24 protein-coding genes are annotated in these 23192 nt (G+C 74.4%); 15 read left to right on the top strand and 9 right to left on the bottom strand.

The features are described 5' to 3' along the window. Positions 1-9 precede the first annotated feature (9 nt). Positions 10-297 (bottom strand): hypothetical protein, encoded by a 288-nt coding sequence (locus tag ACGF5G_RS21820; RefSeq protein WP_245724613.1) that lies wholly within the window; start codon positions 295-297, stop codon positions 10-12. Between the two features lie 106 nt (positions 298-403). Here ACGF5G_RS21820 and ACGF5G_RS21815 point away from each other — a divergent pair, with 106 nt between their 5' ends. Continuing rightward, positions 404-760 (top strand): DUF3099 domain-containing protein, encoded by a 357-nt coding sequence (locus tag ACGF5G_RS21815; protein ID WP_350711071.1) that lies wholly within the window; start codon positions 404-406, stop codon positions 758-760. Between the two features lie 47 nt (positions 761-807). Here the strand turns inward: ACGF5G_RS21815 and ACGF5G_RS21810 are convergent, their stop codons facing one another. After that, positions 808-1704 (bottom strand): carbohydrate kinase family protein, encoded by an 897-nt coding sequence (locus tag ACGF5G_RS21810; protein ID WP_393265367.1) that lies wholly within the window; start codon positions 1702-1704, stop codon positions 808-810. Continuing rightward, entirely contained in the window at positions 1701-2630 is a 930-nt protein-coding gene (locus ACGF5G_RS21805; protein WP_393265364.1) for a pseudouridine-5'-phosphate glycosidase, read from the bottom strand. The genes ACGF5G_RS21810 and ACGF5G_RS21805 overlap by 4 nt, the downstream gene beginning before the upstream one ends. 86 nt (positions 2631-2716) lie before the next feature. Between ACGF5G_RS21805 and ACGF5G_RS21800 the strand changes: the two genes are divergently transcribed. From ACGF5G_RS21800 to ACGF5G_RS21790, 3 genes are all read left to right on the top strand, one after another. Continuing rightward, entirely contained in the window at positions 2717-2935 is a 219-nt protein-coding gene (locus ACGF5G_RS21800; protein WP_091096469.1) for a DUF3039 domain-containing protein, read from the top strand. Positions 2936-2975: 40 nt separating this feature from the next. Beyond that, positions 2976-3626, top strand: a complete 651-nt coding sequence (locus ACGF5G_RS21795) for a trimeric intracellular cation channel family protein (RefSeq protein ID WP_393265362.1) — start codon at positions 2976-2978, stop codon at positions 3624-3626. Between the two features lie 192 nt (positions 3627-3818). Then, positions 3819-5549, top strand: coding sequence for a DEAD/DEAH box helicase (locus tag ACGF5G_RS21790; RefSeq protein WP_393265359.1), 1731 nt, complete (start codon positions 3819-3821; stop codon positions 5547-5549). 377 nt (positions 5550-5926) lie between these two features. Here ACGF5G_RS21790 and ACGF5G_RS21785 read toward each other — a convergent pair whose 3' ends face one another. Continuing rightward, complete coding sequence (locus tag ACGF5G_RS21785; protein WP_036374862.1) at positions 5927-6160, bottom strand: hypothetical protein; 234 nt, start codon at positions 6158-6160, stop codon at positions 5927-5929. Between the two features lie 244 nt (positions 6161-6404). Next, on the bottom strand, positions 6405-8021 hold the full coding sequence (locus ACGF5G_RS21780) for an RNA polymerase sigma factor (protein WP_393265357.1): 1617 nt from the start codon (positions 8019-8021) through the stop codon (positions 6405-6407). 288 nt (positions 8022-8309) lie between these two features. On the opposite strand from ACGF5G_RS21780, the gene ACGF5G_RS21775 reads away from it, so the two are divergent. After that, the gene (locus ACGF5G_RS21775) at positions 8310-9125 is read left to right on the top strand and encodes an inositol monophosphatase family protein (protein WP_393265354.1); all 816 of its coding nucleotides are present in this window, start codon (positions 8310-8312) and stop codon (positions 9123-9125) included. Between the two features lie 118 nt (positions 9126-9243). On the opposite strand, the gene ACGF5G_RS21770 is transcribed toward ACGF5G_RS21775, so the two are convergent. Then, the gene (locus tag ACGF5G_RS21770; RefSeq protein WP_393265607.1) at positions 9244-9759 is read right to left on the bottom strand and encodes a LytR C-terminal domain-containing protein; all 516 of its coding nucleotides are present in this window, start codon (positions 9757-9759) and stop codon (positions 9244-9246) included. Positions 9760-10192: 433 nt separating this feature from the next. Here ACGF5G_RS21770 and ACGF5G_RS21765 point away from each other — a divergent pair, with 433 nt between their 5' ends. Continuing rightward, the gene (locus tag ACGF5G_RS21765) at positions 10193-10489 is read left to right on the top strand and encodes a DUF4193 domain-containing protein (protein WP_007075406.1); all 297 of its coding nucleotides are present in this window, start codon (positions 10193-10195) and stop codon (positions 10487-10489) included. Between the two features lie 137 nt (positions 10490-10626). Then, entirely contained in the window at positions 10627-11547 is a 921-nt protein-coding gene (locus ACGF5G_RS21760) for a hypothetical protein (protein ID WP_393265351.1), read from the top strand. A 110-nt stretch (positions 11548-11657) separates the two neighbouring features. Here the strand turns inward: ACGF5G_RS21760 and ACGF5G_RS21755 are convergent, their stop codons facing one another. Next, positions 11658-12158 (bottom strand): DUF3093 domain-containing protein, encoded by a 501-nt coding sequence (locus ACGF5G_RS21755; protein ID WP_393265604.1) that lies wholly within the window; start codon positions 12156-12158, stop codon positions 11658-11660. Between the two features lie 90 nt (positions 12159-12248). Here ACGF5G_RS21755 and dut point away from each other — a divergent pair, with 90 nt between their 5' ends. From dut to ACGF5G_RS21735, 4 genes are all read left to right on the top strand, one after another. Continuing rightward, the gene (gene dut / locus ACGF5G_RS21750; RefSeq protein ID WP_393265348.1) at positions 12249-12818 is read left to right on the top strand and encodes a dUTP diphosphatase; all 570 of its coding nucleotides are present in this window, start codon (positions 12249-12251) and stop codon (positions 12816-12818) included. A 25-nt stretch (positions 12819-12843) separates the two neighbouring features. Further along, positions 12844-13518: a DUF3710 domain-containing protein gene (locus tag ACGF5G_RS21745; RefSeq protein ID WP_350710991.1), complete on the top strand. Its 675-nt coding sequence runs from the start codon at positions 12844-12846 to the stop codon at positions 13516-13518. Between the two features lie 126 nt (positions 13519-13644). Continuing rightward, entirely contained in the window at positions 13645-14025 is a 381-nt protein-coding gene (locus ACGF5G_RS21740; RefSeq protein ID WP_350681301.1) for an OB-fold nucleic acid binding domain-containing protein, read from the top strand. A gap of 31 nt (positions 14026-14056) precedes the next feature. After that, on the top strand, positions 14057-14779 hold the full coding sequence (locus tag ACGF5G_RS21735; protein ID WP_393265345.1) for a DUF3159 domain-containing protein: 723 nt from the start codon (positions 14057-14059) through the stop codon (positions 14777-14779). Between the two features lie 126 nt (positions 14780-14905). On the opposite strand, the gene ACGF5G_RS21730 is transcribed toward ACGF5G_RS21735, so the two are convergent. Beyond that, on the bottom strand, positions 14906-15595 hold the full coding sequence (locus tag ACGF5G_RS21730) for a TrkA family potassium uptake protein (protein WP_350681297.1): 690 nt from the start codon (positions 15593-15595) through the stop codon (positions 14906-14908). Between the two features lie 3 nt (positions 15596-15598). Next, positions 15599-16264, bottom strand: a complete 666-nt coding sequence (locus tag ACGF5G_RS21725; protein ID WP_393265342.1) for a potassium channel family protein — start codon at positions 16262-16264, stop codon at positions 15599-15601. 163 nt (positions 16265-16427) lie between these two features. Between ACGF5G_RS21725 and ACGF5G_RS21720 the strand changes: the two genes are divergently transcribed. The 4 genes from ACGF5G_RS21720 to dxs all read left to right on the top strand — a co-directional run bounded on the left by ACGF5G_RS21720 (position 16428) and on the right by dxs (position 23066). After that, positions 16428-18503, top strand: a complete 2076-nt coding sequence (locus ACGF5G_RS21720) for an APC family permease (protein WP_393265340.1) — start codon at positions 16428-16430, stop codon at positions 18501-18503. Continuing rightward, positions 18500-19801, top strand: coding sequence for a class I SAM-dependent RNA methyltransferase (locus ACGF5G_RS21715; protein WP_393265338.1), 1302 nt, complete (start codon positions 18500-18502; stop codon positions 19799-19801). Before ACGF5G_RS21720 ends, ACGF5G_RS21715 begins: the two co-directional genes overlap by 4 nt. Continuing rightward, positions 19798-20967 carry an anhydro-N-acetylmuramic acid kinase gene (locus ACGF5G_RS21710; RefSeq protein ID WP_393265335.1) on the top strand — a complete coding sequence of 390 codons (1170 nt, stop codon included), beginning with the start codon at positions 19798-19800 and terminating at the stop codon, positions 20965-20967. Before ACGF5G_RS21715 ends, ACGF5G_RS21710 begins: the two co-directional genes overlap by 4 nt. A 146-nt stretch (positions 20968-21113) precedes the next feature. Next, a complete protein-coding gene (gene dxs / locus ACGF5G_RS21705) occupies positions 21114-23066 on the top strand; it encodes a 1-deoxy-D-xylulose-5-phosphate synthase (protein WP_393265332.1) in 1953 nt (650 codons plus the stop codon). Positions 23067-23192 lie beyond the last annotated feature (126 nt).

The raw sequence follows: 23192 nt of genomic DNA, 5'->3' as shown, positions 1-23192 counted from the left end.
ACCGCCTCCTCATCGGCGAGATCTCCGCACGGCCTCGTCGTAGCGCTTCGCCTCGGCGTCGCTGAGCTCGCGGGCGGAGAGGATGTCCCAGTCGTTGTCGGTGCCGTCGGCCTCGGCGAGCAGCACGGCCAGCCGGCGCCCCCGGCGGGCGGCGGCGTAGACGACCATCACGTCGTCACCCAGGTGACGGATCACCCGGCGGGTGCTGTGCAGCGCCTCCCAGACTTCCCCAGGCGTGACGTCGTAGACCCTCAGGTTGGCCAACGCCTCGTCGGTGAAGCTGAACCTGCTGCCCACGGCGCGAGCGTACCACGGATGTAACACGAGCCCGGCTGTGCCGATTTTCGCTGATCACGCGTTCGAGGTGACAGGATGAGGCGTAACCCCCTCGAGGAGGTCCGTGGTGAAGCGTCAGGCGTACCAGCCGATCCTGATCACCGACGCCTCGCGCAGCCAGGACGACCAGCTCACCAGCCGCCAGCGGCGCTACGTGCTGATGATGGGGATCCGGGTGGCGTGCGTGATCGTCGGTGCCGTCCTGGTCGGCGTGCAGGCCCCACTGCTCTGGCTCTGGCTGCCGCTGGTGGCCCTCGGCATGGTGCTCATCCCCTGGCTGGCGGTGCTGCTGGCGAACGACCGGCCGCCGAAGGAGCAACACCGGCTGGCGTCCCGGTTCCAGCCGCGGCACCGCGACGAGACCCCGCCGATGAGCCTGACCGCCGAGGAGCGGCCGCACAAGGTGATCGACGCCGAGCCCTGACCGCCCCGCCCCCCGCGGGCGAGCGGGGGTGGGGCGCGGGGTTCGGGTCAGGGAGTGGGGCGGGCGCCCACCTGCGAGACCGCCAGGGCGCCGAGGTCGCCCGCGCGGCGCAGCGCCACCGTCGGGTCCGCGCCGGCGAGCCAGGCGGCCAGCAGGCCGGCCGCGAAGGCGTCCCCGGCCCCGGTGACGTCCACCACCGCCACCCGGCGGGCCGGCGCCACGGCGACCGTGGCGTCCCGGTCCACCCAGACCGCCCCGGCCGCACCCTGCTTGACGACGATCCGCCGGGCGGAGGCCGACAGCGCCCGCCCCTGCGCCGCCGGGTCGAGCCCGCCGGCCAGCACCGTCGCCTCGTCGGCGTTGACCAGGAGCAGGTCGACCCCGCGTACCCAGGACAGGAAGGCCGCCGCGCCGACCCGCCGCAGCGGCGCCGCGGAGGCCGCGTCGACGCTGGTGGTGAGCCCGCGCTCGCGGGCGGCGGCCAGCGCGCGCAGCCCGGCCGGGCGGGACCCGGCGTCCAGCAGGGTGTACGCGGACAGGTGCAGGTGCCGCGCGTCCGGCGCGGCGGCCAGCGCCGCGTCGACGTCCGCCGGGGCCAGCCGCAGGTTCGCGCCCCGCTCGGTGATCATCGTCCGTTCCCCGGCGGTGGCCAGCACGATGACCGTGCCGGTGGCGTGCTCCGGATGCCGCGTCACCGCGCAGTCGACCCCGGCCCGCTCCAGCTCGGCCACCCGCTCCCGCCCCTGGCCGTCGTCGCCGACCGCGCCCACCAACGTCACCGGCACGCCCTGGGCGGCGAGCCAGGCCGCGGTGTTGGCGGCCTGTCCGCCGCCGCTGAACCGGATGGTCGCCGGCGTGTCGGACCCGGTGGCCGGCGGCCCGTCCAGCACCGCCACCACGTCGGTGATCAGGTCACCGACGACGAGGACGCGGCCTGCGGTCATGCGTCGGCGCGACGGGCGGCCGCGGCGACCGCGATCCGGGCGGCGAGGTCGGCGTTGCGCAGGATGATCCGGACGTTCACCGCCAGGCTCGCCCCCTCGGTCGCCGAGTGGAAGTGGGCGAGCAGGTAGGGCGTCACCGCCTTGCCGGTCACCCCGTCGCGTTCCAGCAGCGCCAGCCCGTCGGCGAGCGTCCGGTCGTGCAGCTCCGGGTCGAGCTGCTCGTCGGCCGGCAGTGGGTTGGCCACGATCAGGCCGCCGTGGTGCACGTTGTGCTGCTCCCGGGCGGCCAGCGCGTCGGCGACCTGCTCCGCGGAGTCCAGCGACCAGTCCAGGTCGAAGCCGCCGTCGGTGATGAAGAAGCCGGGGAACCGCCGGGTCCGGTAGCCCACCACGCCGACGCCGAGGGTCTCCAGCCGCTCCAGGGTGGCGCCCACGTCGAGGATCGACTTGACGCCGGCGCAGACCACCGCGATCGGGGTCCGGGCCAGGGTGACCAGGTCGGCGGACTCGTCGAAGGTCTGCGCGGCCTCCCGGTGCACCCCGCCGAGGCCGCCGGTGGCGAACACCCCGATGCCGGCGGCGGCGGCCACCGCGCTGGTCGCGGCCACGGTCGTGGCGCCGTCCGCGCCGGTGGCCGCCGCCACGGCGAGATCGCGTACGGAGAGCTTGGCGACCCCGTCGGCGGTGGCGAGCCGGGTCAGCTCCGCGTCGTCCAGGCCCGCCACGAGCCGGCCGCCGACCATGCCGATGGTCGCCGGGACCGCGCCCGCGTCCCGGACCGCCTGCTCGATCTCCCGGGCCACCCGGAGGTTGTCGGGCCGGGGCAGGCCGTGCGAGACGATGGTGCTCTCCAGGGCGACGACGGGGCGTCCGGCGCGCAGCGCCTCGGCCACCTCGGCGCCGTAGTGGATGTGAAAGTCGGTCACGTCACCACCGTACGGCCTTCGCCGGGGTGGCCTGAAGTGGACCGGGCCGCGGTGACCTGCCAGACTTGACGGTTGGAGGTGTAGAAGTGAGCACACAGGTTCTCGAGCGTCCGGAGCTGAAGGACGCCGACACCGGTCCCGAGATGTTCCACTACGTGCGCAAGGAGAAGATCGCCGAGAGTGCCGTCATGGGCACCTTCGTCGTCGCGCTCTGCGGGGAGACCTTCCCGGTGACCAAGGCCGCCAAGCCCGGCTCGCCGGTCTGCCCGAAGTGCAAGGAGATCTACGACTCGTACGCCGAGTGAACCGGGGCGGTCGTCCCGGCCGCCCACGTAACCTGCGGCGGTGACCACCTCCACCGCCCTGCTCCTCGCCGACCTCACCGGGGTGGCGGTCTTCGCCGCCTCCGGGGCCTCCGCGGCGGTGGCCAAACGGCTCGACCTCTTCGGCGTCGTCTTCGTCGGCTTCGTCGCCGCGCTCGGCGGCGGGATCTTCCGGGACCTGGCGATCGACGAGGTGCCGCCGTTGGCCTTCGCCGACTGGCGGTACGCCGCCACGGCCGCCGTCACCGCCGCCGCCGTCTTCTGGCTGCACCCCCAGCTCGCCAGGCTGCGCACCACCGTGCTCGTGCTGGACGCGGCCGGGCTGGGGCTGTTCACCGTCACCGGCACGGTCAAGGCCCTCGACGCCCAGGTGCCGGCGGTGGGGGCGTGCGTGATCGGCATGCTCACCGCGATCGGCGGCGGCCTCGGGCGGGACCTGCTCACCGCCGAGATCCCGGTGGTGCTGCGGCGCGAGATCTACGCGGTCGCCGCGCTCGCCGGCTCGATCGCCGTGGCGCTGCTGGACGCGCTCGGGCACGCCAACGCCGCCTGGCTGACCGCGGCGGCGGCGTTCGTCTTCCTGTTCCGCCTGGTCGCCCTGCGCCGGCGCTGGTCGGCCCCGATCGCCACCCTCCGCCCCCCACGTACCCACGCCCCCGGCCCCCATCCCTGAGCCCTCGCCGGGGCGGGGTGACGGGCGTGGGGGATGTGAGCCGCGTGGTGTCGGCTGGGTCGGGAGCGCCCCGCTGGTTATGCTGAGTCGGCCTTCGCGGCACCATCGGCGCGGAGGCGTTTTCATGGGCGGCGGCACCCGTGGCCCTCGGCCGGGGTCCGCCCGTTTCAGGCGGTCGGAGAGGAGCTTCGCGTGGCGGCCCGGTTGCCGGCGATCGAGACGTTTCCGGCACTGCGTGCGTGGCAGCGCAAGGCACTGGTGGAGTACCTGCGCCGGCGGGACCCCGACTTCACCGCCGTCGCCACCCCGGGTGCCGGCAAGACCACCTTCGCCCTGCGGATCGCGGCCGAGCTGCTCGCCGACGGCACCGTCGAGGCGGTCACCGTGGTGGCCCCGACCGAGCACCTGAAGACCCAGTGGGCGCAGTCGGCGGCCCGGGTCGGCATCCAGCTCGACGCCGCCTTCCGCAACGCCGACCTGCACTCCGCCGCCGACTTCCACGGCGCCGTCGTGACGTACGCGCAGGTGGGGATGGCGCCCCAGGTGCACAGGCGGCGCACCCTGACCCGGCGCACGCTGGTCATCCTCGACGAGATCCACCACGCGGGGGACAGCCGCTCCTGGGGCGACGGGGTGAAGGCGGCCTTCGAGGGCGCCGAGCGCCGGCTGATGCTCACCGGCACCCCGTTCCGCTCCGACGACAACCCGATCCCGTTCGTCACGTACGAGCGCGGCGGGGACGGTCTGCTCCGCTCCCGCGCCGACTCGGTGTACGGCTACTCCGACGCGCTGCGCGACGGCGTGGTCCGCCCGGTGCTCTTCCTGGCGTACTCCGGGGAGACCCGGTGGCGCACCAACGCCGGGGAGGAGCTGGCGGCGCGGCTCGGCGAGCCGATGACCCAGGACCTCGTCGCGCAGGCGTGGCGTACCGCCCTGGACCCGGCGGGCGACTGGATGCCGCAGGTGCTGCGGGCCGCCGACGCCCGGCTGACCGTGCTGCGCAACGCGGGGATGCCCGACGCCGGCGGGCTGGTGATCGCCAGCGACCAGCAGACCGCCCGCTCGTACGCCAAGCTCATCGAGCAGTTGACCGGCGAACGGGCGGCGGTGGTGCTCTCCGACGACGTGGGGGCCTCCGCGCGGATCGCGACGTTCGCGGCGTCCGACCAGCGGTGGCTGGTGGCGGTCCGGATGGTCTCCGAGGGCGTCGACATCCCCCGCCTGGCGGTCGGGGTGTACGCGACCAGCGCCAGCACCCCGCTCTACTTCGCGCAGGCGATCGGCCGGTTCGTCCGCGCCCGCCGCGAGGGGGAGACCGCCTCGGTCTTCCTGCCCAGCGTGCCGCACCTGCTCGGGCTGGCCAGCGAGATGGAGGCCGAGCGGGACCACGTGCTCGGCAAGCCGAAGGACCGCGAGGGTTTCGACGACGACCTGCTGGAACGCGCCCAGCGTGACGACCAGGCCAGCGGCGAGCTGGAGAAGCGCTTCGCCGCACTCTCCGCGACCGCCGAGCTGGACCAGGTGATCTTCGACGGCGCCTCGTTCGGCACCGCCGCCCAGGCCGGCACCCCCGAGGAGGAGGAGTACCTGGGCCTGCCCGGGCTGCTGACCGCCGACCAGGTCGCCATGCTGCTGACCAAGCGGCAGCAGGAGCAGCTCGCCGCCCAACGCCGAAGGGCCGCGCGGCCCGCTGAGCCGGCCGCTGAGCCGTCCGCGGCGCCGCCGGCACCGATGAGTGCCGCCCAGCGCCGGGTCGCCCTGCGTCGGCAACTCAACGCTCTGGTGGCCGCCCGGCACCACCGGACGGGGCAGCCGCACGGCAAGATCCACGCCGAGCTGCGCCGCCTCTGCGGCGGCCCGCCGAGCGCCCAGGCCACGATCGAGCAGCTCGAGGAGCGCATCGCCACCGTCCAGACCCTCTGACGGCGGACGGCCCCGCACGGCCCGGGTGGTGGCCGTGGACCCGGCGCGCGGTCCGCGCCCCCGGCGCCCGTCAGGCCGCCTGTGGGGCCGGCGGTGTGCGGTCGGCTCCGCCCGCGCCCGCTGTGCCCTCTCAGGCCGCCCGTGGGCCGGCTGTGGGATCCGCCCGCCCGGGCCCCCTGGGCCCCGTCGGGCGCTCGTGGGCCCCGCCGCGCGCTCCGCGCCCCGCTGCACCCGTCAGGTAGCCCGTGGCCCGGCCGCGCGCTCCGTTCCACCGCGGCCCGTTGCGGCCGTGGGTCAGACAGGGCGGGGGTACGCAAAAGCCGGCCGGAGGCTCCCCGTTGGGGGCCTCCGGCCGGCTATGTCGTGGGTTTGCGGACTCAGTTCGCCATCAGATCGGCGCCACGCCAGCTGAACTCCGGGTCCGTCGCGTACCGCACGGTGATCTTCACGAGATCCTCCGCGTACTTGTTCGCGTGGTGCCCACAGAACACCAGCTCGCTCCCACCCGCCAGAGTGATCCGGAGCTTGCCGGCAGCATTGCAGCGGTCGCACCGTTCATCGGCGGCTGGGGGAGCCACCGTCTCGGGCGGCGGCGTGAGGGTCGGGGTCATCGCCTTCCTCCTCTGGTCGTCACCGATGAACAATCTCTTCGGTCGTTGCTCACCTATCGTGCAACACCCTGTCCCGGCGCTGCCTTCCCTGTGTGCCCGCGGGGGACCGAGGTCACACATGGCAGGGACAGTGTGCCGTGCACCAAGGGTGCCACGTCAACGATCACAATCGTGCAACCGAACGATCACCTTCCGACGTTGCACGTCAGGTGATCAAAACGACACGTTCGGTTGACGATCGCGATCAGTCCAGGTAATCCCGCAGCACCTGCGAACGCGACGGGTGGCGCAGCTTGGACATGGTCTTGGACTCGATCTGCCGGATGCGCTCCCGGGTCACGCCATAGACCTGGCCGATCTCGTCGAGGGTGCGCGGCTGGCCGTCGGTCAGACCGAAGCGCAGGCGTACCACACCCGCCTCACGCTCGGACAACGTCTGCAGCACCTGCTGGAGCTGATCCTGCAGCAGCGAGAACGACACCGCGTCGACCGCGACCACGGCCTCGGAGTCCTCGATGAAGTCGCCGAGCTGGCTGTCGCCCTCGTCGCCGATCGTCTGGTCCAGCGAGATGGGCTCCCGGGCGTACTGCTGGATCTCCAGCACCTTCTCCGGTGTGATGTCCATCTCCTTGGCCAGCTCCTCCGGGGTGGGCTCGCGGCCCAGGTCCTGGAGCAGCTCGCGCTGGATGCGGCCGAGCTTGTTGATCACCTCGACCATGTGCACCGGGATGCGGATGGTGCGGGCCTGGTCGGCCATCGCGCGGGTGATCGCCTGCCGGATCCACCAGGTGGCGTAGGTGGAGAACTTGTAGCCCTTGGTGTAGTCGAACTTCTCGACCGCGCGGATGAGGCCGAGGTTGCCCTCCTGGATGAGGTCGAGGAACGCCATGCCGCGACCCGTGTAGCGCTTGGCCAGCGAGACGACCAGCCGGAGGTTGGCCTCCAGCAGGTGGTTCTTGGCGCGCTCGCCGTCGCGGGAGATCCAGAGCAGGTCCCGCTGCATGTCGCGGGTGAGCTTCTCCTCGCCCTCCTCGGCCGCACGCAGCCGCTCGGCGGCGTAGAGCCCGGCCTCGATCCGCTTGGCCAGCTCCACCTCCTGCTCGGCGTTGAGCAGCGGGACCTTGCCGATCTGCTTCAGGTAGGCCCGGACCGAGTCGGCCGAGGCGGTCAGCTCGGCGTCGCGGCGCGCCTGCTTGAGCGCCTCGGACTCCTCGTCGTCCCACTCGAAGTCGTTGTCGCTCGCCGAGTTGGCGGCGTCGGTCTCGGCGGCCTGGGTCAGCTCGGCCGGCTCCTCGACCACCACGTCCTCGATCTCGGCGGCCAGCTCCTCCGGGTCGATGTCGCCCTCGGCGCCCTCGCCCTTGGCCTTGCCGCCGGCCTTGGCCGGCTTGGCACCGGCCGCCGCGGCGACGGTGGCCTTGGTGGCCCGGGTGGACCTGGTCGCCTTCGCGGGCGCCGCGGCCTTGGCGGCCACCTCGGCGGTGGTGCCGGCGGCCTTGCGGGCGGCGGCGACCTTGCGCGGGGCGGGCGCGGCGGCCTCGTCGGCGGCGGGCGCCTGCTTGGGGGCGGGCGCGGCGGCCTTCTTGGTCGTCTTGGCGGTGGTGGCCCGGGACGCCGGAGTGGCCGAGCGGGCGGCGGCGACGCGGCGGCGGGTGCTCGCCGAGCCGTCCACCACCACGGTCACTCCCGCCTCGGAGAGCGCCCGCAAGATCTTCTTGGCCTGGGCCGGAGTCACCTCGGCGGACTCGACGGTGCGCGCGAGCTGGGCCGACGTGAGCTGGCCGCCGGCGCTCTGCGCGTGGGCGATCAGGGTGTCGGTGAGCGAGCGAACGTCGGCGCCGGTCTGGCGGGGTTCTGTCACGAATGACCTTCCGGAGGCGAAGAGCGAGCACGGCCGGGTCGTCCGACGCAGAGCGGTGCACCTTGCCGGGCGATGTGGTTGAAGGACCCCCGTGTCCCGGGCCGGCCGGTCGTTGGCGGTCCGTCGCAGCGTGGGCAGGGGTGAATTGTAACGCCGTCTGCGGCGATCATCCGTCGCCGCACGGTGGACCGGCGGCGGGGACCGCCGATTCGACGTAGATGTGGACTTTGTAAGGATGGTACCGCGCGTGACCCGGAACACCCCGGCCGTGCGGGAAGGGGACGAACGATGGACCGCTCGGCGCCTGCGGAGCTGCTGGAGATCGCGATCGAGGTGGCCCGCGAGGCGGCGGCGACCGCGTACCGGATGCGGGTCGAGGGCGTCTCGGTGGCCGCGACCAAGAGCACGGTCACCGACGTGGTGACCGCCGCCGACCGGGCGGTCGAGCGGCAGGTGGTCGACGCGCTGCGCCGGCTGCGCCCGGGTGACGCCGTACTCGGCGAGGAGTACGGGGCGGGGGAGACCGGCCCGACCGGCCCCGGCGGGGTGCGCTGGATCATCGACCCGATCGACGGCACGGTCAACTACCTGTACGGGATCCCGCACTGCGCGGTCTCGCTCGCCGCCGAGGTCGACGGCGAGGTGGTGGCCGGGGTGGTGCGCAACGTCAACACCGGCGAGGAGTGGACCGCCACCGTCGGCGGAGGCGCCTGGCGCGACGGGGAGCGGCTGCGCTGCTCCACCGAGACCGACCTCGGCCAGGCGCTGGTCGCCACGGGGTTCGGCTACGACCCGGCGCGCCGGGCGCACCAGGCCCGGGTGGTCGCCGAGCTGATCCCGCACGTCCGCGACATCCGCCGGCTCGGCGCCGCCGCGCTGGACCTCTGCCTGGCGGCGGAGGGGCGGGTGGACGCCTACTACGAGAAGGGTCTGGCCGCCTGGGACCAGGCCGCCGGGGCCCTCGTGGCCACCGAGGCAGGGCTGCTGGTGGCCGGGCTGGGCGGGCTGCCGGCCGGCCCGGACATGGTGATCGCCGCCTCGTCGGCCCTGTTCAAGCCCCTGCACGACCGCCTCGCCGACCTGGACGCCTCCGGCGGCCCGTGACGGACGCGGCCGAGTGTGGCCCCACGCGGCCGGGTATGGCCCGCACGTGGCCGGTACGGCTCCCGCGTCGCGCGGGCGTGGTGAGCGCCCCGGCCCGGCCGGGGCGCGGCACTCCGCGTCAGCCGTCCTCGCGCGTCGGGCAGGAGCCCGCCGGGGCGACCGGCGCGCCGAGGTCGCCCAGGGACTGGTTGACCTCGGTGGTGGTGGCGAGCTGCTGGAAGCCGCTGCCCAGCACCACGTCGACGACGTCGTCGGTGCGCTTGGCGTCGTACTCGTACTCGGCGTTGTCGAGGAAGTACGCCCGCAGCAGGTGCGCCGAGCCGACCCCTTTCGGGCCGTAGCGGAGCACCGCGATGTCGTCGATCTGCTTCTTCTCGTCGCCGGTCTTCTTGACCTGGAACTTCCGGTTGCGGAAGTCGTCGGCGATGGCGCCGGCCAGGCCGATCCGGTCCGTGCCGTTCAGCACGTTGATCTTGACGTCCTTGGGCTCGCGCAGGGTCACGTCGGCCATCGGCCAGCCCTCCGGGCAGCCACCGGCGAGGCCGCCGTCGCCCTGGGTGTCGCGGACCATGGCGACCACCACGAAGACCAGGGCCAGCACCGCCAGCAGGCCGACGACAACGAGTGCTCGCACTCGCGCAAAGCTCATCAGGGTGCTCCCCGGACAGAGGTGGGTGGCGGCGGCCGCCGGCGGTCGGGCCGCCCCGCCGGCCGTCGAGTACGCCGCTGAGGTTAACGGTTGTCCGGCCGTCGCGTGGAAACAGCCCGACATGCCGGCGCGCCATCCGGGAACCGGGTACTACTACCCCTATCTTCGTGTCGCCTGAGTCACATTGGGAACAACTTCGCGTGCGGGGGCGTACATCTCAGCCACGAGGGCGGTATACATGCCTCGCCCAAAGGGGGGGTAAGGTTCCGCGCTCGCTGGGGGTTCCTCCGGAGGTCTCCGTCCGTGCTGTCTTCGGGTCGGGTGACCGACACAAGTGGTGGCCGGCCAGCGGAACCGAAACAGCGTCGTCCGGCGTTACAACCGGAAGCGACAACATCGATATGGGAGAGTGAAACCGATGGCCACCGACTACGACGCCCCGCGTCGCGACGAGGTCGACCTCGGCGAGGACAGCCTGGAAGAGCTCAAGGCCCGACGCGTCGACTCACAGTCGGGCGCCGTGGACGTCGACGAGGCCGAGGTGGCCGAGAGCTTCGAGCTGCCCGGCGCCGACCTGGCCGACGAGGAACTCACGGTCAAGGTGCTTCCGATGCAGCAGGACGAGTTCCGCTGCGCCCGCTGCTTCCTCGTGCACCACCGCAGCCAGTTGGCGGTCGAGCGCAACGGCGAGCTGATCTGCCGCGAGTGCGTCTGACACGACGCGCCTCCACCAGCGGCGGCTCCCTCGTGGGGCCGCCGCTGCCCGAGTTGCCGTGCGACGCGGTGGGGGACCTGCTTCACTCGTGACGGGTGCCGCCACGCCGGCGACAGTCCATTCGGGAGGTCGGACCCATGAGCGAGCGGAGCGAGCCCCGCGGCACGCGCGGCGCGGACCGGACCCGTGCCGAGGGCGCACGCGACGGCGACCCGGACGGGAGCCGGGGCGACGCCGTGCCCGGCTCGGACGCCGTGCCCGGCTCGGACGCCGTGCCCGGCTCGGACGCCTTGCCCGGCGCGGACGACGAGCTGGGCGCGACCGTCGCGGCCCTGACCGCCGACGACGTCGCACCGGCCCGCCGGCGGCAACTGCTCGGCCGGCTCGTCGGGCAGGCGCGGGCGCGCGGGCTGGGCGACCTGTTCAAGCCGAAGACCGCCGTCCGGTGGATGGTCGACACGGTCGCCGAGATCGCCCCGCACGTGCCCGTGCGGGACCTGGCGACCCTGCGTCGCCACTTCGACGGCCTGGACGGCGAGGCGCTGGCCGAGCGGCTGGTGCGCAACGCCGCGCGGACGACGGCGGGGATCGGCGCCGCCGGCGGGGGAGTCGCCGCGGTCGAGTGGGCCGTCACCCCGACCCTGCTCTCCGCGCCGGTCCTGCTCGCCGCCGAGACGGTCGCCGTGGTGGCCGTCGAGCTCAAGCTGATCGGCGAGTTGCACGAGGTCTACGGGGTGCCGCTGGCACCCGGCGGCACCCAGCGGGCGGTCGCGCTGGTGCAGTCCTGGGCCGGCCAGCGCGGGATCAACCCGATGATGCCCGGCGTCGGGGTGGGCGCGGTGCTCGGCACCGCCGCCCGCAAGGAGTTGCGGGACATGCTGCTCAAGCGCTTCGGCCGCAACCTGACCACGCTCGGCCCCTTCCTCACCGGGGCGGCGGTGGCGAGCTACCTCAACCGCCGGGCCACCCGGACAATGGCCGACGAACTCCGCCGCGACCTGCGCCGCAGGAGCCCCGCCCTCCCCGGCGGCCCGCCGGCCCTCCCCGGCCCCGCCTGACGCCCCGTCAGGGCCGGGGAAGGATGCGGGAAGACCAGGCCCGGGGACCGAAGGCCAGGCCGGGGAACGGGCCCGGGACAGCCGGGCGGCGGGACGGGCGCGGGGGCGGCTCAGGAACGAGCGGCGTCGCGGGCGGCGAGGACCGCCTCGGCCAGCTCGACCGGATGGCGGGTGCTGACCACCCAGAACGGGGTGGGGTCGGCCGGGTCGTCGAGGACCACCTGGACGGCGCCCGGGACCCACGGCCGCTGCACCACGAACGCCAGCGGGTCGGCCCCGACCCCGAGCACCTCACGCCGGCCGGCGGCGTCCAGCGGGACGACGTCGGCGACGAACCGGACGGGCAGCCGGGCGTCGTCCACCCGCAGTTCGCCGTCGCGTACCGCGATCCGGATCCGGCCCAGCCAGGCCAGGCAGGCGACGGCCGTCGGCAGCAGCACCACGAACGGCAGCCAGGCACGCACGCCGGGGGCGCCCATCCACAGCTCCACGGCCAGCAGCGTGGCCGCGGCCAGCCCGCCCAGCCACAGCCACCAGGGCAGGCCGAGCCGCTCGGTGTGCTCCGGGGGCGCCGCGGTGGGCGACGCCGGGGACGGCGAGGATGGCGACAGGCTCACTCCTGCCAGGGTACGGCGCACGGCGGCCGGCGGAACCGGCAGGATGTCAGGGTCACCCCACGAACCGGACGGAAGAGGGGAACCGTGACCGACGTCGTACCCGTGCCCGTACGGCAGCTCGACCCGGAGCTGCCGCTGCCGGCGTACGCCCATCCCGGTGACGCCGGGGCCGACCTGGTGGCGGCCGCGGACGTCGAGCTGCCACCCGGCGGTCGGGCCCTGGTCCCGACCGGGGTGGCGATCGCGTTGCCCGAGGGGTACGTGGGCCTGGTCCACCCCCGATCGGGGCTCGCGGCCAGACTCGGGGTGACGGTGCTCAACGCGCCCGGTACGGTCGACGCCGGCTACCGGGGTGAGATCCTGGTCAACCTGATCAACCATGATCGGGAGGCGTCGGCGAAGATCTCCCGTGGCGATCGGATCGCCCAGCTCGTTGTCCAGCGGGTGGCGCGGGCCGATTTCCAGCCGGTGCCCGAGCTGCCCACGTCCCGGCGTGGGACCGGCGGGCACGGCTCCACCGGCGGACACGCCGGCCTGGTGCCGTCCCCGGCGGCCCTCCGGGCGCCGGACGGGCGGCGGGCGCCGGACGTGCCGGACGGGCGGCCGGACGAGCGGGACCGGGCAGGCGGACGGACGGAAGAGGTGGCAGGGTGAGTGCGAACAGCGGAGGGTGGGCGCAGTGATCTTCTCCCGTAAGCGGGACGATGCCCGACGGAACGCCCGTGACGAGCGGACGACCGAGGTCCTCGACTCCACCGAGTCGGCCCCGGCGGCCCTGGCGCGCGGCCCGTACGACGTCTCGGAGGCGCCCGCCGGGGTGCAGCGGCTCGACCTGGGCAGCCTGCAGATCCCCGCGGTGCGTGACGTCGAGGTGCGGGTGCAGGCGGACCCGGAGGGCGTGATCCAGCAGGTCGTGCTGGTGCACGGCCAGAACGCGCTCCAGCTCGGCGTCTTCGCCGCGCCGCGCTCCGAGGGCATCTGGGACGAGGTGCGCGAGGAGATCCGCCAGTCGCTGTTCAACGACGGCGCGGCGGCCCAGGAGGTCGAGGGCGAGTACGGCACCGAGCTGCACGCCCGGGTGCGCACCCAGGACGGGATCACCGACCTGCGGTTCGTCGGCATCGACGGGCCGCGCTGGATGGTCCGCGGCGTCTACCAGGGCGAGGCGGCGACCAACCCGGCCGCCGCCGGCCCGCTCGCCGAGTGCCTCGACGGCCTGGTGGTCGACCGGGGGCAGGAGGCGAAGCCGGTGCGCGAGCCGCTGCCGCTGCGGCTGCCCCGCGACGTCGCCGACCAGGCCGGTGCCGGGGCGCCGGCCGGCGGCAACCCCGCTCCCGGGCCGCGCGAGGCCTGACCGCCCGTCACCGGCGACGCCGGGACCGGGCCCGTCGGCGTACGCTGGCGGCACGGTCCCGGCGCCGCCGGGTGCCAGGCCCGTGCCGGCAGCGCCGGCCAGCGTGGAGAGGGTGACGCGGAGGTCATGTCGACCGACGAGGACCGGGGCTCGCTGCGCCGCATGCTGCGACGACTCACCGCGAGCGAGGCGGAGATCGAGGCGCAGGAGCTGCGCCGGGAGTGCGCCGAGCACGGCGGCAAGCCGGTCGGGGAGTGCCTGCGTGGGCAGGTGGTGTCGGTCGCCGGCCGGCTCCGCACGGTGGTCTACACCCCGCGGACCAACCTGCCCACGCTGGAGGCGGACCTCTACGACGGCAGCGACGTGGTGACCCTGGTGTGGCTGGGCCGGCGGCACATCGCCGGCATCGAGCCGGGCCGGCACCTGACCGCCCGTGGGCGGGTGGCGGTGCGTGACGACCGCAAGGTGATCTACAACCCGTACTACGAGCTGGAACCGCCGAAGTGACCCGGTGGGCGCGGCGGACGGAAGGCGTGCGATGACGACGGGACAACACCGGGCGGCGCAGCCGGAGAGCGGTCCGGAGGACGAGGAGCGGCTGCCCACCCTCGCCGAGCAGATGGCCGACCAACTCGGCGGCTGGCGAGGCCTGGTCGAGTCCAGCATCCCGGTGGTCGTCTTCGTGGTGGCCAACGTCGTCGGTGAGCTGCGGCCCGCCGTGATCGCCTCGGTGGCGGTGGCGCTGGTGATCGCCGGGCTCCGGCTGGCCCAGCGGCGGCCCGTCCGGCACGCCGTCAACGGCTTGTTCGGCGTCGCCATCGGCGCCGCGATCGCCTGGCGCACCGGCGACGAACGCGACTTCTACCTCCCCGGCATCCTCTACGGCATCGGCTACGGGCTGGCCCTGCTGGTCTCGGCGGCCGTCCGGCAGCCCCTGGTGGGGTGGATCTGGTCGGTGCTGGTGGCCAAGGGGCGCTCCGAGTGGCGCGACGACCCGCGCCTGGTGCGGACGTTCACCGGGCTGACCGTGCTCTGGGGCGTCGTCTGGCTGGCCAAGGTCGGCGTGCAGGCGGCGCTCTACCTCGCCGCCCGCCACTTCGACGACGCCGGCAACGAGGCCGCCGCGGCCAACATGGAAACGGCGCTCGGCGTCGCCCGGCTGGCGCTCGGCTACCCGCCGTACGCGTTGCTGCTGCTCATCACGGTCTGGACGGTCCGCCGGGTGACCCGGGAGCCCCGGCCCGCCCCGCTGCCCGGCTGACGGGCGCGCCCACTCGGTGCGCGCCCGTACCGCCACGCGGGCACGGCGGCCGAGTGCGGCGGCCCGGTGCGGCACGCCGGCCCGGGTGGCGGAGCCCCGCGAGCGCCGGTGCTCGCCGCCGCGCCGTCAGCGCTGCTCGCGGGTCCGCTCCACGCTGTCCGGCCCGAGCACCACCGCGCGGACCGCGTCCTCCACCTCGGCGGTGCAGACGAAGATCAGCTCGTCGCCGGCCTCCAGCGGGTCGTCCGGGCTGGGCACCAGCACCCGCTTGCCGCGCAGGATCGCCACCAGCGCGGAGTCGCGCGGCAGCGGCACCGCGTGCAGCGGCTGCCCGACGTACGGCGCGGTCGGCGGCAGGGTGATCTCGACGAGGTTCGCCTCGCCCTGCCGGAAGGTCATCAGCCGGACCAGGTCGCCGACGGTGACCGCCTCCTCGACCAGGGCGGCCATCACCCGCGGCTTGCTCACCGCGACGTCGACGCCCCACTGCTCGGTGAAGAGCCACTCGTTCTCGGCCCGGTTCACCCGGGCCACCACCCGGGGCACCGCGAACTCGGTCTTGGCCAGCAGCGAGACCACCAGGTTGACCTTGTCGTCCCCGGTGGCCGCGACCACCACGTCGCAGCCGGCGACGTTGGCCTCCTCCAGGCTGGTCAGCTCGCACGCGTCGGCCAGCACCCACTCGGCGGCGGGCACCCGGTCGGGCCGGAGCATCTTGGGCTGGCGCTCGATCAACATCACCTGGTGGCCGTTGTCGATCAGCTCCTGGGCGATCGAGCGGCCCACGTTGCCGGCGCCGGCGATGGCGATGCGCATGGCTCAGAGCCCTCCTTCCGGCGGCGCCGCCGCCGCCGACGTGACCGTCCCGGCGATGTCGTCGGTGACCAGCATGAAGAGCTGGTCACCCTCCTGGACGACGGTGGACACGGTCGGCAGCGTGCCGATGCCGAAGCGGATCAGGTACGCCACCCGGGCCCCCGTCGCATCCTCCAGGGCGAGCACCGACCGGCCGATCCAGTCCTTGTGCACGGGCACCTCGACGATCGACACCGTGCTCGTCGGGTCGCGGAAGATCTCCACGTTCCCCTCGGGCACCAGGTGCCGCAGCATCCGGTCGGCGGTCCACCGGACCGTGGCCACGGTGGGGATGCCGAGCCGCTCGTAGACCTGCGCCCGGCGCTGGTCGTAGATCCGGGCCGCCACCCGGGAGACGCCGAACGTCTCGCGGGCCAGCCGGGCCGAGATGATGTTGGAGTTGTCGCCGCTGGAGACCGCCGCGAAGGCGTCCGCGCGCTCGATGCCGGCCTGCCGGAGCACCTCGCCGTCGAAACCGGCGCCGGTGACGGTGATCCCGGCGAACTCGGGGCCGAGCCGGCGGAAGGCGTCGGAGTCCTGGTCGATGACCGCGACCGAGTGGCCCCGGGACTCCAGGCTGTGGGCGAGGGTCGAGCCGACCCGGCCACAACCCATGATCACGACATGCACCGCGTCCCTCCTCAAGGTGCGCAACCGCCCGACCGGTGAGCGTGTCGTCTGCGAGCCTGCCACGTTCCCGGCGGGGGCGGGGACCGACGGTACTCCGCCGGTTCACCGCCCCGTGCTCGGCCACCCCGCGCCGCCCGCCCGGGGCGTCGTACTCTTGGCGGTTGTGGCCAGACCCACCTCGCTGCTGAAGCGGTTGCTCCTCGGTCGACCGTTCCGGTCCGACCGGCTCAAGCACACGCTGCTGCCCAAGCGCATCGCGCTGCCCGTCTTCGCGTCCGACGCGCTCTCCAGCGTCGCGTACGCGCCCGACGAGATCCTGCTGACCCTCTCCATCGCCGGCGCCTCGGCGTACTTCTTCTCGCCGTGGATCGCCCTGGCCGTCGTGGTGGTGATGCTCACCGTCGTGGCCAGCTACCGGCAGAACGTGCACGCCTACCCCTCCGGCGGCGGCGACTACGAGGTGGCCACGGTGAACCTCGGCCCCCGGGCGGGCGTCGCGGTGGCCAGCGCGCTGCTGGTCGACTACGTGCTCACGGTCGCCGTCTCGGTCTCCTCCGGGGTGGCCAACCTGGGCTCGGTGGTGCCGTTCGTGGCCACCCACAAGGTGCTGATCGCGGTCACCGCGGTGGTGCTGCTCACCGCGGTCAACCTGCGCGGCCTGCGGGAGTCCGGCACGGCCTTCGCGATCCCCACCTACGGCTTCATCATCGTGATGGTCGGGATGCTGCTCACCGGGCTGGTCCGGGTCTTCGTGCTCGGTGACGACCTGCGGGCGCCCAGCGCCGGCCTGGAGATCCAGGCCGAGCACAGCGTCACCGGCTTCGCCCTGGTCTTCCTGCTGCTGCGCACCTTCTCCTCGGGCTGCGCGGCACTGACCGGCGTGGAGGCGATCTCCAACGGGGTGCCCGCGTTCAAGGCGCCCAAGAGTCGCAACGCGGCCACCACGCTGCTGCTGCTCGGCACCATCTCGGTGGCCATGCTCGTCGGCATCATCTGGCTGTCCAAGCTCACCCGCCTGCAGTTCGTCGAGGACCCGGAGCTGCAGATCATCTCCGGCCCCGAGGGGTACGTGCAGAAGACCGTCACCGCCCAGCTCGGGGAGACGGTCTTCGGCTCCGGCTCGGTGCTGCTCTTCGTGGTCGCCGGGGTCACCGCGCTGATCCTCTTCCTGGCCGCGAACACCGCGTTCAACGGCTTCCCGGTGCTCGGCTCGATCCTCGCCCAGGACCGCTACCTGCCCCGGCAGTTGCACACCCGCGGCGACCGGCTGGCCTTCTCCAACGGCATCGTCTTCCTGGCCGTCGCCGCGATCGTGCTGATCGTCGGCTTCCAGGCCGAGGTGACCCGGCTCATCCAGCTCTACATCGTCGGCGTGTTCGTCTCCTTCACCCTCTCCCAGGCCGGCATGATCCGGCACTGGAACCGGCACCTGCGGACCGTGCGGGACCCGCAGGCGCGCCGGCGGATGCTCCGGTCCCGGGCGATCAACGCCTTCGGCATGGCGATGACCGGCACCGTGCTGGTCATCGTGCTGGTCACGAAGTTCCTGCTCGGCGCGTGGATCGCCATCGCCGCCATGGCGATGATCTACGTGCTGATGCTGGCCATCCGCCGGCACTACGACCGGGTCGCCACGGAGCTGACCCCGCCGGACGAGGGCCGCGCCGTGCTGCCCGCCCGCAACCACGCCGTCGTGCTGGTCAGCAAGCTGCACAAGCCGACGCTGCGGGCGATCGCGTACGCCCGGGCCACCCGGCCGGACACGCTGACCGCGGTGACCGTCAACGTCGACGAGAAGGACACGCGGGAGTTGCAGCAGGAGTGGGAGCTGCGGGACCTGCCCGTCCCGCTGACCGTGGTCGACTCGCCGTACCGGGAGATCACCCGCCCGATCCTGGACTTCGTGGCCGGCGTCCGCCGCGAGTCGCCCCGCGACGTGGTCACGGTCTTCATCCCCGAGTACGTGGTCGGGCGCTGGTGGGAGCACCTGCTGCACAACCAGAGCGCGCTGCGCCTCAAGGGCCGGCTGCTGTTCGAGCCGGGCGTGATGGTGACCAGCGTGCCGTGGCAGCTCGCCTCGACGGCGAGCAAGGACCTGGACCGGCTGGACGCCACGCTGAGCCGGGGACCGGCCCGTGGGCCCCGGGTGGCGCCGCGCGGCACCCTGCCGCCGAGCGTCCCGCCGGTCGTGTCCGCGCCGCCCGGCGAGGGCGGCCCGAGCGGTGGGGGTGAGCGGTGACCGGGGCGCGGGACGGCCGGGGGTTGGAGGAGGCCGAGCGGGTCGAGTTGACCGTCGGGGCGGTCGCCCCGGGCGGGCACTGCGTCGCGCGGGTGGACGGCCAGGTGGTCTTCGTCCGGCACGCGCTGTCCGGCGAGCGGGTGGTCGCCGAGGTCACCGAGGTGCACAAGGGGTTCGTCCGGGCCGACGCGGTGACCGTGCTCGAGGCCGCCCCGGACCGGGTCGAGCCGCCCTGCCCGTACGCGAAGCCGGGTCGGTGCGGCGGCTGCGACCTGCAGCACGTCGCCCCGGCCGCCCAGCTCGGCTGGAAGGCCGCGGTGGTGCGCGAGCAGCTCACCCGCCTGGGCGGGCTGACCGACGCCGAGGTGGACGCGCTGGGCGTCCGGGTCGCGGCGCTGCCCGGCGGGCCGCTCGGCTGGCGCTCCCGGGTCCGCTACGCCGTCGACGCCGCGGGCCGGGCCGGGCTGCTCAAGCACCGCTCGCACGAGGTGGTGCCGATCGACCGCTGCCTGATCGCCCACCCGGCGATCCAGGAGCTGCCCGTGCTGGCCCCGAGCGGTGCGCGCTGGCCGGCGGCGGACGCGGTCGAGACGGTCGCCTCCACCGGCGGGGACGTGGCGGTGACCGCCGTCGCCGAGGGGGTGCCGCGCCCGGTGCGCGGGCCGGAGCGGGTCCGCGAGGTCGCCGTCGGCCGGGAGTGGGTCCTGCCCGCGTCGTCGTTCTGGCAGGTCCATCCGGCAGCCGCCGACACCCTGGTCGACGCGGTCCTCGACCTGCTCGACCCCCGGCCGGGGGAGACCGCCTGGGACCTCTACGGCGGGGCGGGCCTCTTCGCCGCCGCGCTGGCCGGCCGGGTCGGCGACGCCGGCCGGGTCACCCTGGTGGAGTCCGCCGAGCAGGGCGTCGCCGCGGCCCGGGAGAACCTGCGCGACCTGCCCCGGGTCGACCTCGTGCCGGCCCGCGTGGAGGCCGCGCTCGCCCGCCGCCGGGTCACCGGCCCCGTTGACGTGGTGGTGCTGGACCCGCCGCGTTCCGGCGCGGGCGCCCGGGTGGTGCGGGACGTCGTCGCCGCGGGTCCGCGCGCGGTCGCGTACGTGGCCTGCGACCCGGCCGCCTTCGCCCGGGACGTGCACACCTTCGCCGGGGCGGGGTGGCGGCTCGCCGCGCTGCGCGGCTTCGACCTGTTCCCGATGACCCAGCACGTCGAGCTGGTGGGTCTGCTCCTCCCGCCCGACCTTGTGTTAGCAGGGGACCCTTCCTCTACCGGATCCGATAAGAAGGGGCCCTTCCTTACATGAAGATCGTCGGGTTGATGTCGGGGACCTCGTACGACGGGGTGGACGTGGCCGCCGCCGAGTTCACCGTCGAGGGCGACACGCTCTGGCTGCGCCCCCTCGGGCATCGCGGCCTCGACTACGACGACGCGCTGCGTGCCGAGATCGGGGCGCTGCTGCCGCCGCAGGCCACCACGATCGAGGCGGTCTGCCGGCTGGACAACCGCCTCGGCGAGGTCTTCGCCGAGGCGGCGGCGGTCGGCGTCGAGCTGGCCGGCGGCGCGGTCGACGCCGTGGTCTCGCCCGGGCAGACGGTCTTCCACTGGGTCGACGGCGGGCGGGCCCGGGGCACCCTGCAACTGGGCACGGTGGCGCGGGTGGCCGCCCGGGTCGGCGTACCCGTGCTGAGTGACCTGCGTTCGGCGGACGTCGCGGCCGGCGGGCAGGGCGCGCCGCTGGTCCCGGCGTTCGACGCGCTGCTGCTCGACCCGGCCGACGGCGCGGCCCCGCGCGCCGCGCTCAACCTGGGCGGCATCGCCAACCTCACCGTGGTCGCGCCGGGCGCGCCGGTGCTCGGGTACGACGTCGGGCCCGCCAACGCGCTGCTCGACGCGGCGGCCCGGCGCCTCCTGGGCCGGCCCTGCGACCTCGACGGCGCCCGCGCGGCGGCCGGCCGGGTGCACCCCGGCCTGCTCGCCGCGCTGCTCGCCGAGCCGTACTACGCGGCGCCGCCGCCCAAGTCGACCGGCAAGGAGCTGTTCCACGCCGGCTACCTGGACGCGCGGCTGGCCGCCCTCGGCGAGCCGGTGCCCGCCGACGACGTGCTGGCCACCCTGACCGAGCTGACCGCCCGGGTGGTGGCCGCCGAGTGCGACCGGCACGGCGTCACGGAGGTGGTGGCGGCCGGCGGCGGGGTGCGCAACCCCACCCTGACCGCCCGGCTGGCCGCGCTCGGGGCCGGCCGGTGGCGGCTGCGCACCACCGACGAGCTGGGCGTCCCGGCGCAGGCCAAGGAGGCGTACGCCTTCGCGCTGCTGGGCTGGCTCTCCTGGCACGGGCTGCCCGGCGCGCTGCCCTCGGTGACCGGCGCCACCCGGGCAGCCGTGCTCGGCTCCTGGACCCCGTCCGGGCCGGCGGGCCGGCACGCGCCGGCCGCCGCCGCGCCCCGCCGGCTGCGGATCCGCCCCTGACGACGGCGGGCGGACCGGGGGCTTCGCCCGGCCGGGTGGAGCGGGCCGGGCGGATCCGCGGCTGACCGGGCGCTCAGCACCCCGACCGGGCGGCGATGATCCCGGCCAGGCTGCGGACTGTGCGGCGGCCGATAGACTCTTCCGTCATGAGTGTTGAAGAGGGCACGGTCCACCACGCCGGGCTGCTGGCCACCGTCCGGGGTCCGCAGGACGTCAAGCGGATGTCCGCCGAGGAACTGGACATCCTCGCCGCCGAGATCCGTGACTTCCTGATCGCCAAGGTCTCCCGCACCGGCGGGCACGTCGGCCCCAACCTGGGCGTGGTCGAGCTGACGCTGGCCATGCACCGCGTCTTCGACTCGCCGCGCGACCGGCTCCTGTTCGACACCGGCCACCAGGCGTACGTGCACAAGATCCTCACCGGGCGGCAGGTCGGCTTCGACAAGCTGCGCCAGCGCGGCGGCCTCTCCGGCTACCCGAGCCAGGCCGAGAGCGAGCACGACCTGGTCGAGAACTCGCACGCCTCCACCGCCCTGTCCTACGCCGACGGGCTGGCCAAGGCGTACGCCCTGCGGGGCGAGCAGCGCAGCGTCGTCGCGGTGGTCGGCGACGGCGCGCTCACCGGCGGCATGTGCTGGGAGGCGCTGAACAACATCGCGACCGCCGGCAACCCGCTCGTCATCGTGGTCAACGACAACGGCCGGTCGTACGCGCCGACCATCGGCGGGCTCGCCGACCACCTCTCCTCGCTGCGGCTCAACCCCGGCTACGAGAAGGTCCTCGATACCGTCAAGGACGCGCTCGGCTCGACGCCGCTGGTCGGCAGGCCGATGTACGAGGTGCTGCACGCGGTCAAGAAGGGCATCAAGGACGCGGTCGCCCCGCAGGCGATGTTCGAGGACCTCGGCATCAAGTACGTCGGCCCGGTCGACGGCCACGACGTGGTGGCGGTCGAGTCGGCGCTGCGCGCGGCGAAGCACTTCGGCGGCCCGGTGATCGTGCACGCCGTCACCCGCAAGGGCTACGGCTACCGCCCGGCCGAGGAGGACGAGGCGGACTGCCTGCACGGCCCGGGTAGCGCCTTCGACATCGAGACCGGCAAGCTGGTGGCCGCCCCCTCGGTGAAGTGGACCCACGTCTTCGCCGACGAGCTGGTCGCGATCGCCGACGAGCGGCCCGACGTGGTGGGCATCACCGCCGCGATGGCCGAGCCGACCGGCATCGCCAAGCTGGCCCGCAAGCACCCGAACCGGGTGTACGACGTGGGCATCGCCGAGCAGCACGCGGCCACCTCGGCCGCCGGCCTGGCGCTCGGCGGGCTGCACCCGGTGGTGGCGGTCTACGCGACCTTCCTCAACCGCGCCTTCGACCAGGTCCTGCTGGACGTGGCGATGCACAAGCTGCCGGTGACCTTCGTGCTGGACCGGGCCGGGATCACCGGCCCCGACGGGCCGAGCCACTACGGCATGTGGGACATGTCTGTCTTCGGGGTCGTGCCGGGCCTGCGGATCGCCGCGCCCCGCGACGCCGCCACCCTGCGCGAGGAGCTGCGCGAGGCGGTGGCCGTCGACGACGGCCCGACCATCGTCCGGTTCCCGACCGGCACCGTCGCCGCCGACCTGCCAGCCGTGCGCCGGGTCGGCACCGTCGACGTGCTGGCCGAGTCGGCGCGTACGGACGTGCTGCTGGTCGCGGTCGGCTCCTTCGGGCACCTCGGCATGGAGGTGGCCGCCCGCGTCGCCGGGCAGGGCTACGGCGTCACCGTGGTCGACCCGCGCTGGGTCCGGCCGGTCCCGGCCGAGCTGGTCGAGCTGGCCGCCGGGCACCGCCTCGTGGTCACCGTCGAGGACGGCGTGCGGGTCGGCGGCGTCGGCGACGCCCTCGCCCAGGCGATGCGGGACGCCGACGTCCGGGTGCCGCTGCGCGACCTCGGCGTGCCGGCGGACTGGCACCCGCACGGCACCCGCGCGCAGATCCTCGCCGACCTCGGCCTGACCGCCCAGGACGTGGCCCGCGACGTCACCGGCTGGATCTCCCGGCTGGACGTCGAGCCGGTCGAGCCGGTCATCACCGCCGACGACGCGACCGCGCAGAACTGACGCACCGAACGCAGGCGGCGGGCGGCCCTCCCGGGCCACCCGCCGCCTGCGTGCCGCCACCCCCCCCCGGGGGGGCCGGACCTCCCCGGGCGCTCGTCCCGCCGCCGCGCCGATCTTGTACTTTCG

This window comes from Micromonospora sp. NPDC047730 (assembly GCF_043204765.1).
GTDB lineage: Bacteria > Actinomycetota > Actinomycetes > Mycobacteriales > Micromonosporaceae > Micromonospora.
This window is presented reverse-complemented; position numbering and strand designations above follow the sequence as displayed.

What these genes read in the sequence shown, in the direction of transcription:
- ACGF5G_RS21810 (WP_393265367.1), bottom strand. Translation starts at nt 1,704, where the DNA reads ATGACCGCAGGCCGCGTCCTCGTCGTCGGTGACCTGATCACCGACGTG.
- ACGF5G_RS21785 (WP_036374862.1), bottom strand. Translation starts at nt 6,160, where the DNA reads ATGACCCCGACCCTCACGCCGCCGCCCGAGACGGTGGCTCCCCCAGCC.
- ACGF5G_RS21775 (WP_393265354.1), top strand. Translation starts at nt 8,310, where the DNA reads ATGGACCGCTCGGCGCCTGCGGAGCTGCTGGAGATCGCGATCGAGGTG.
- ACGF5G_RS21765 (WP_007075406.1), top strand. Translation starts at nt 10,193, where the DNA reads ATGGCCACCGACTACGACGCCCCGCGTCGCGACGAGGTCGACCTCGGC.
- ACGF5G_RS21760 (WP_393265351.1), top strand. Translation starts at nt 10,627, where the DNA reads ATGAGCGAGCGGAGCGAGCCCCGCGGCACGCGCGGCGCGGACCGGACC.
- ACGF5G_RS21740 (WP_350681301.1), top strand. Translation starts at nt 13,645, where the DNA reads ATGTCGACCGACGAGGACCGGGGCTCGCTGCGCCGCATGCTGCGACGA.
- ACGF5G_RS21735 (WP_393265345.1), top strand. Translation starts at nt 14,057, where the DNA reads ATGACGACGGGACAACACCGGGCGGCGCAGCCGGAGAGCGGTCCGGAG.
- ACGF5G_RS21730 (WP_350681297.1), bottom strand. Translation starts at nt 15,595, where the DNA reads ATGCGCATCGCCATCGCCGGCGCCGGCAACGTGGGCCGCTCGATCGCC.
- ACGF5G_RS21710 (WP_393265335.1), top strand. Translation starts at nt 19,798, where the DNA reads ATGAAGATCGTCGGGTTGATGTCGGGGACCTCGTACGACGGGGTGGAC.
- dxs (WP_393265332.1), top strand. Translation starts at nt 21,114, where the DNA reads ATGAGTGTTGAAGAGGGCACGGTCCACCACGCCGGGCTGCTGGCCACC.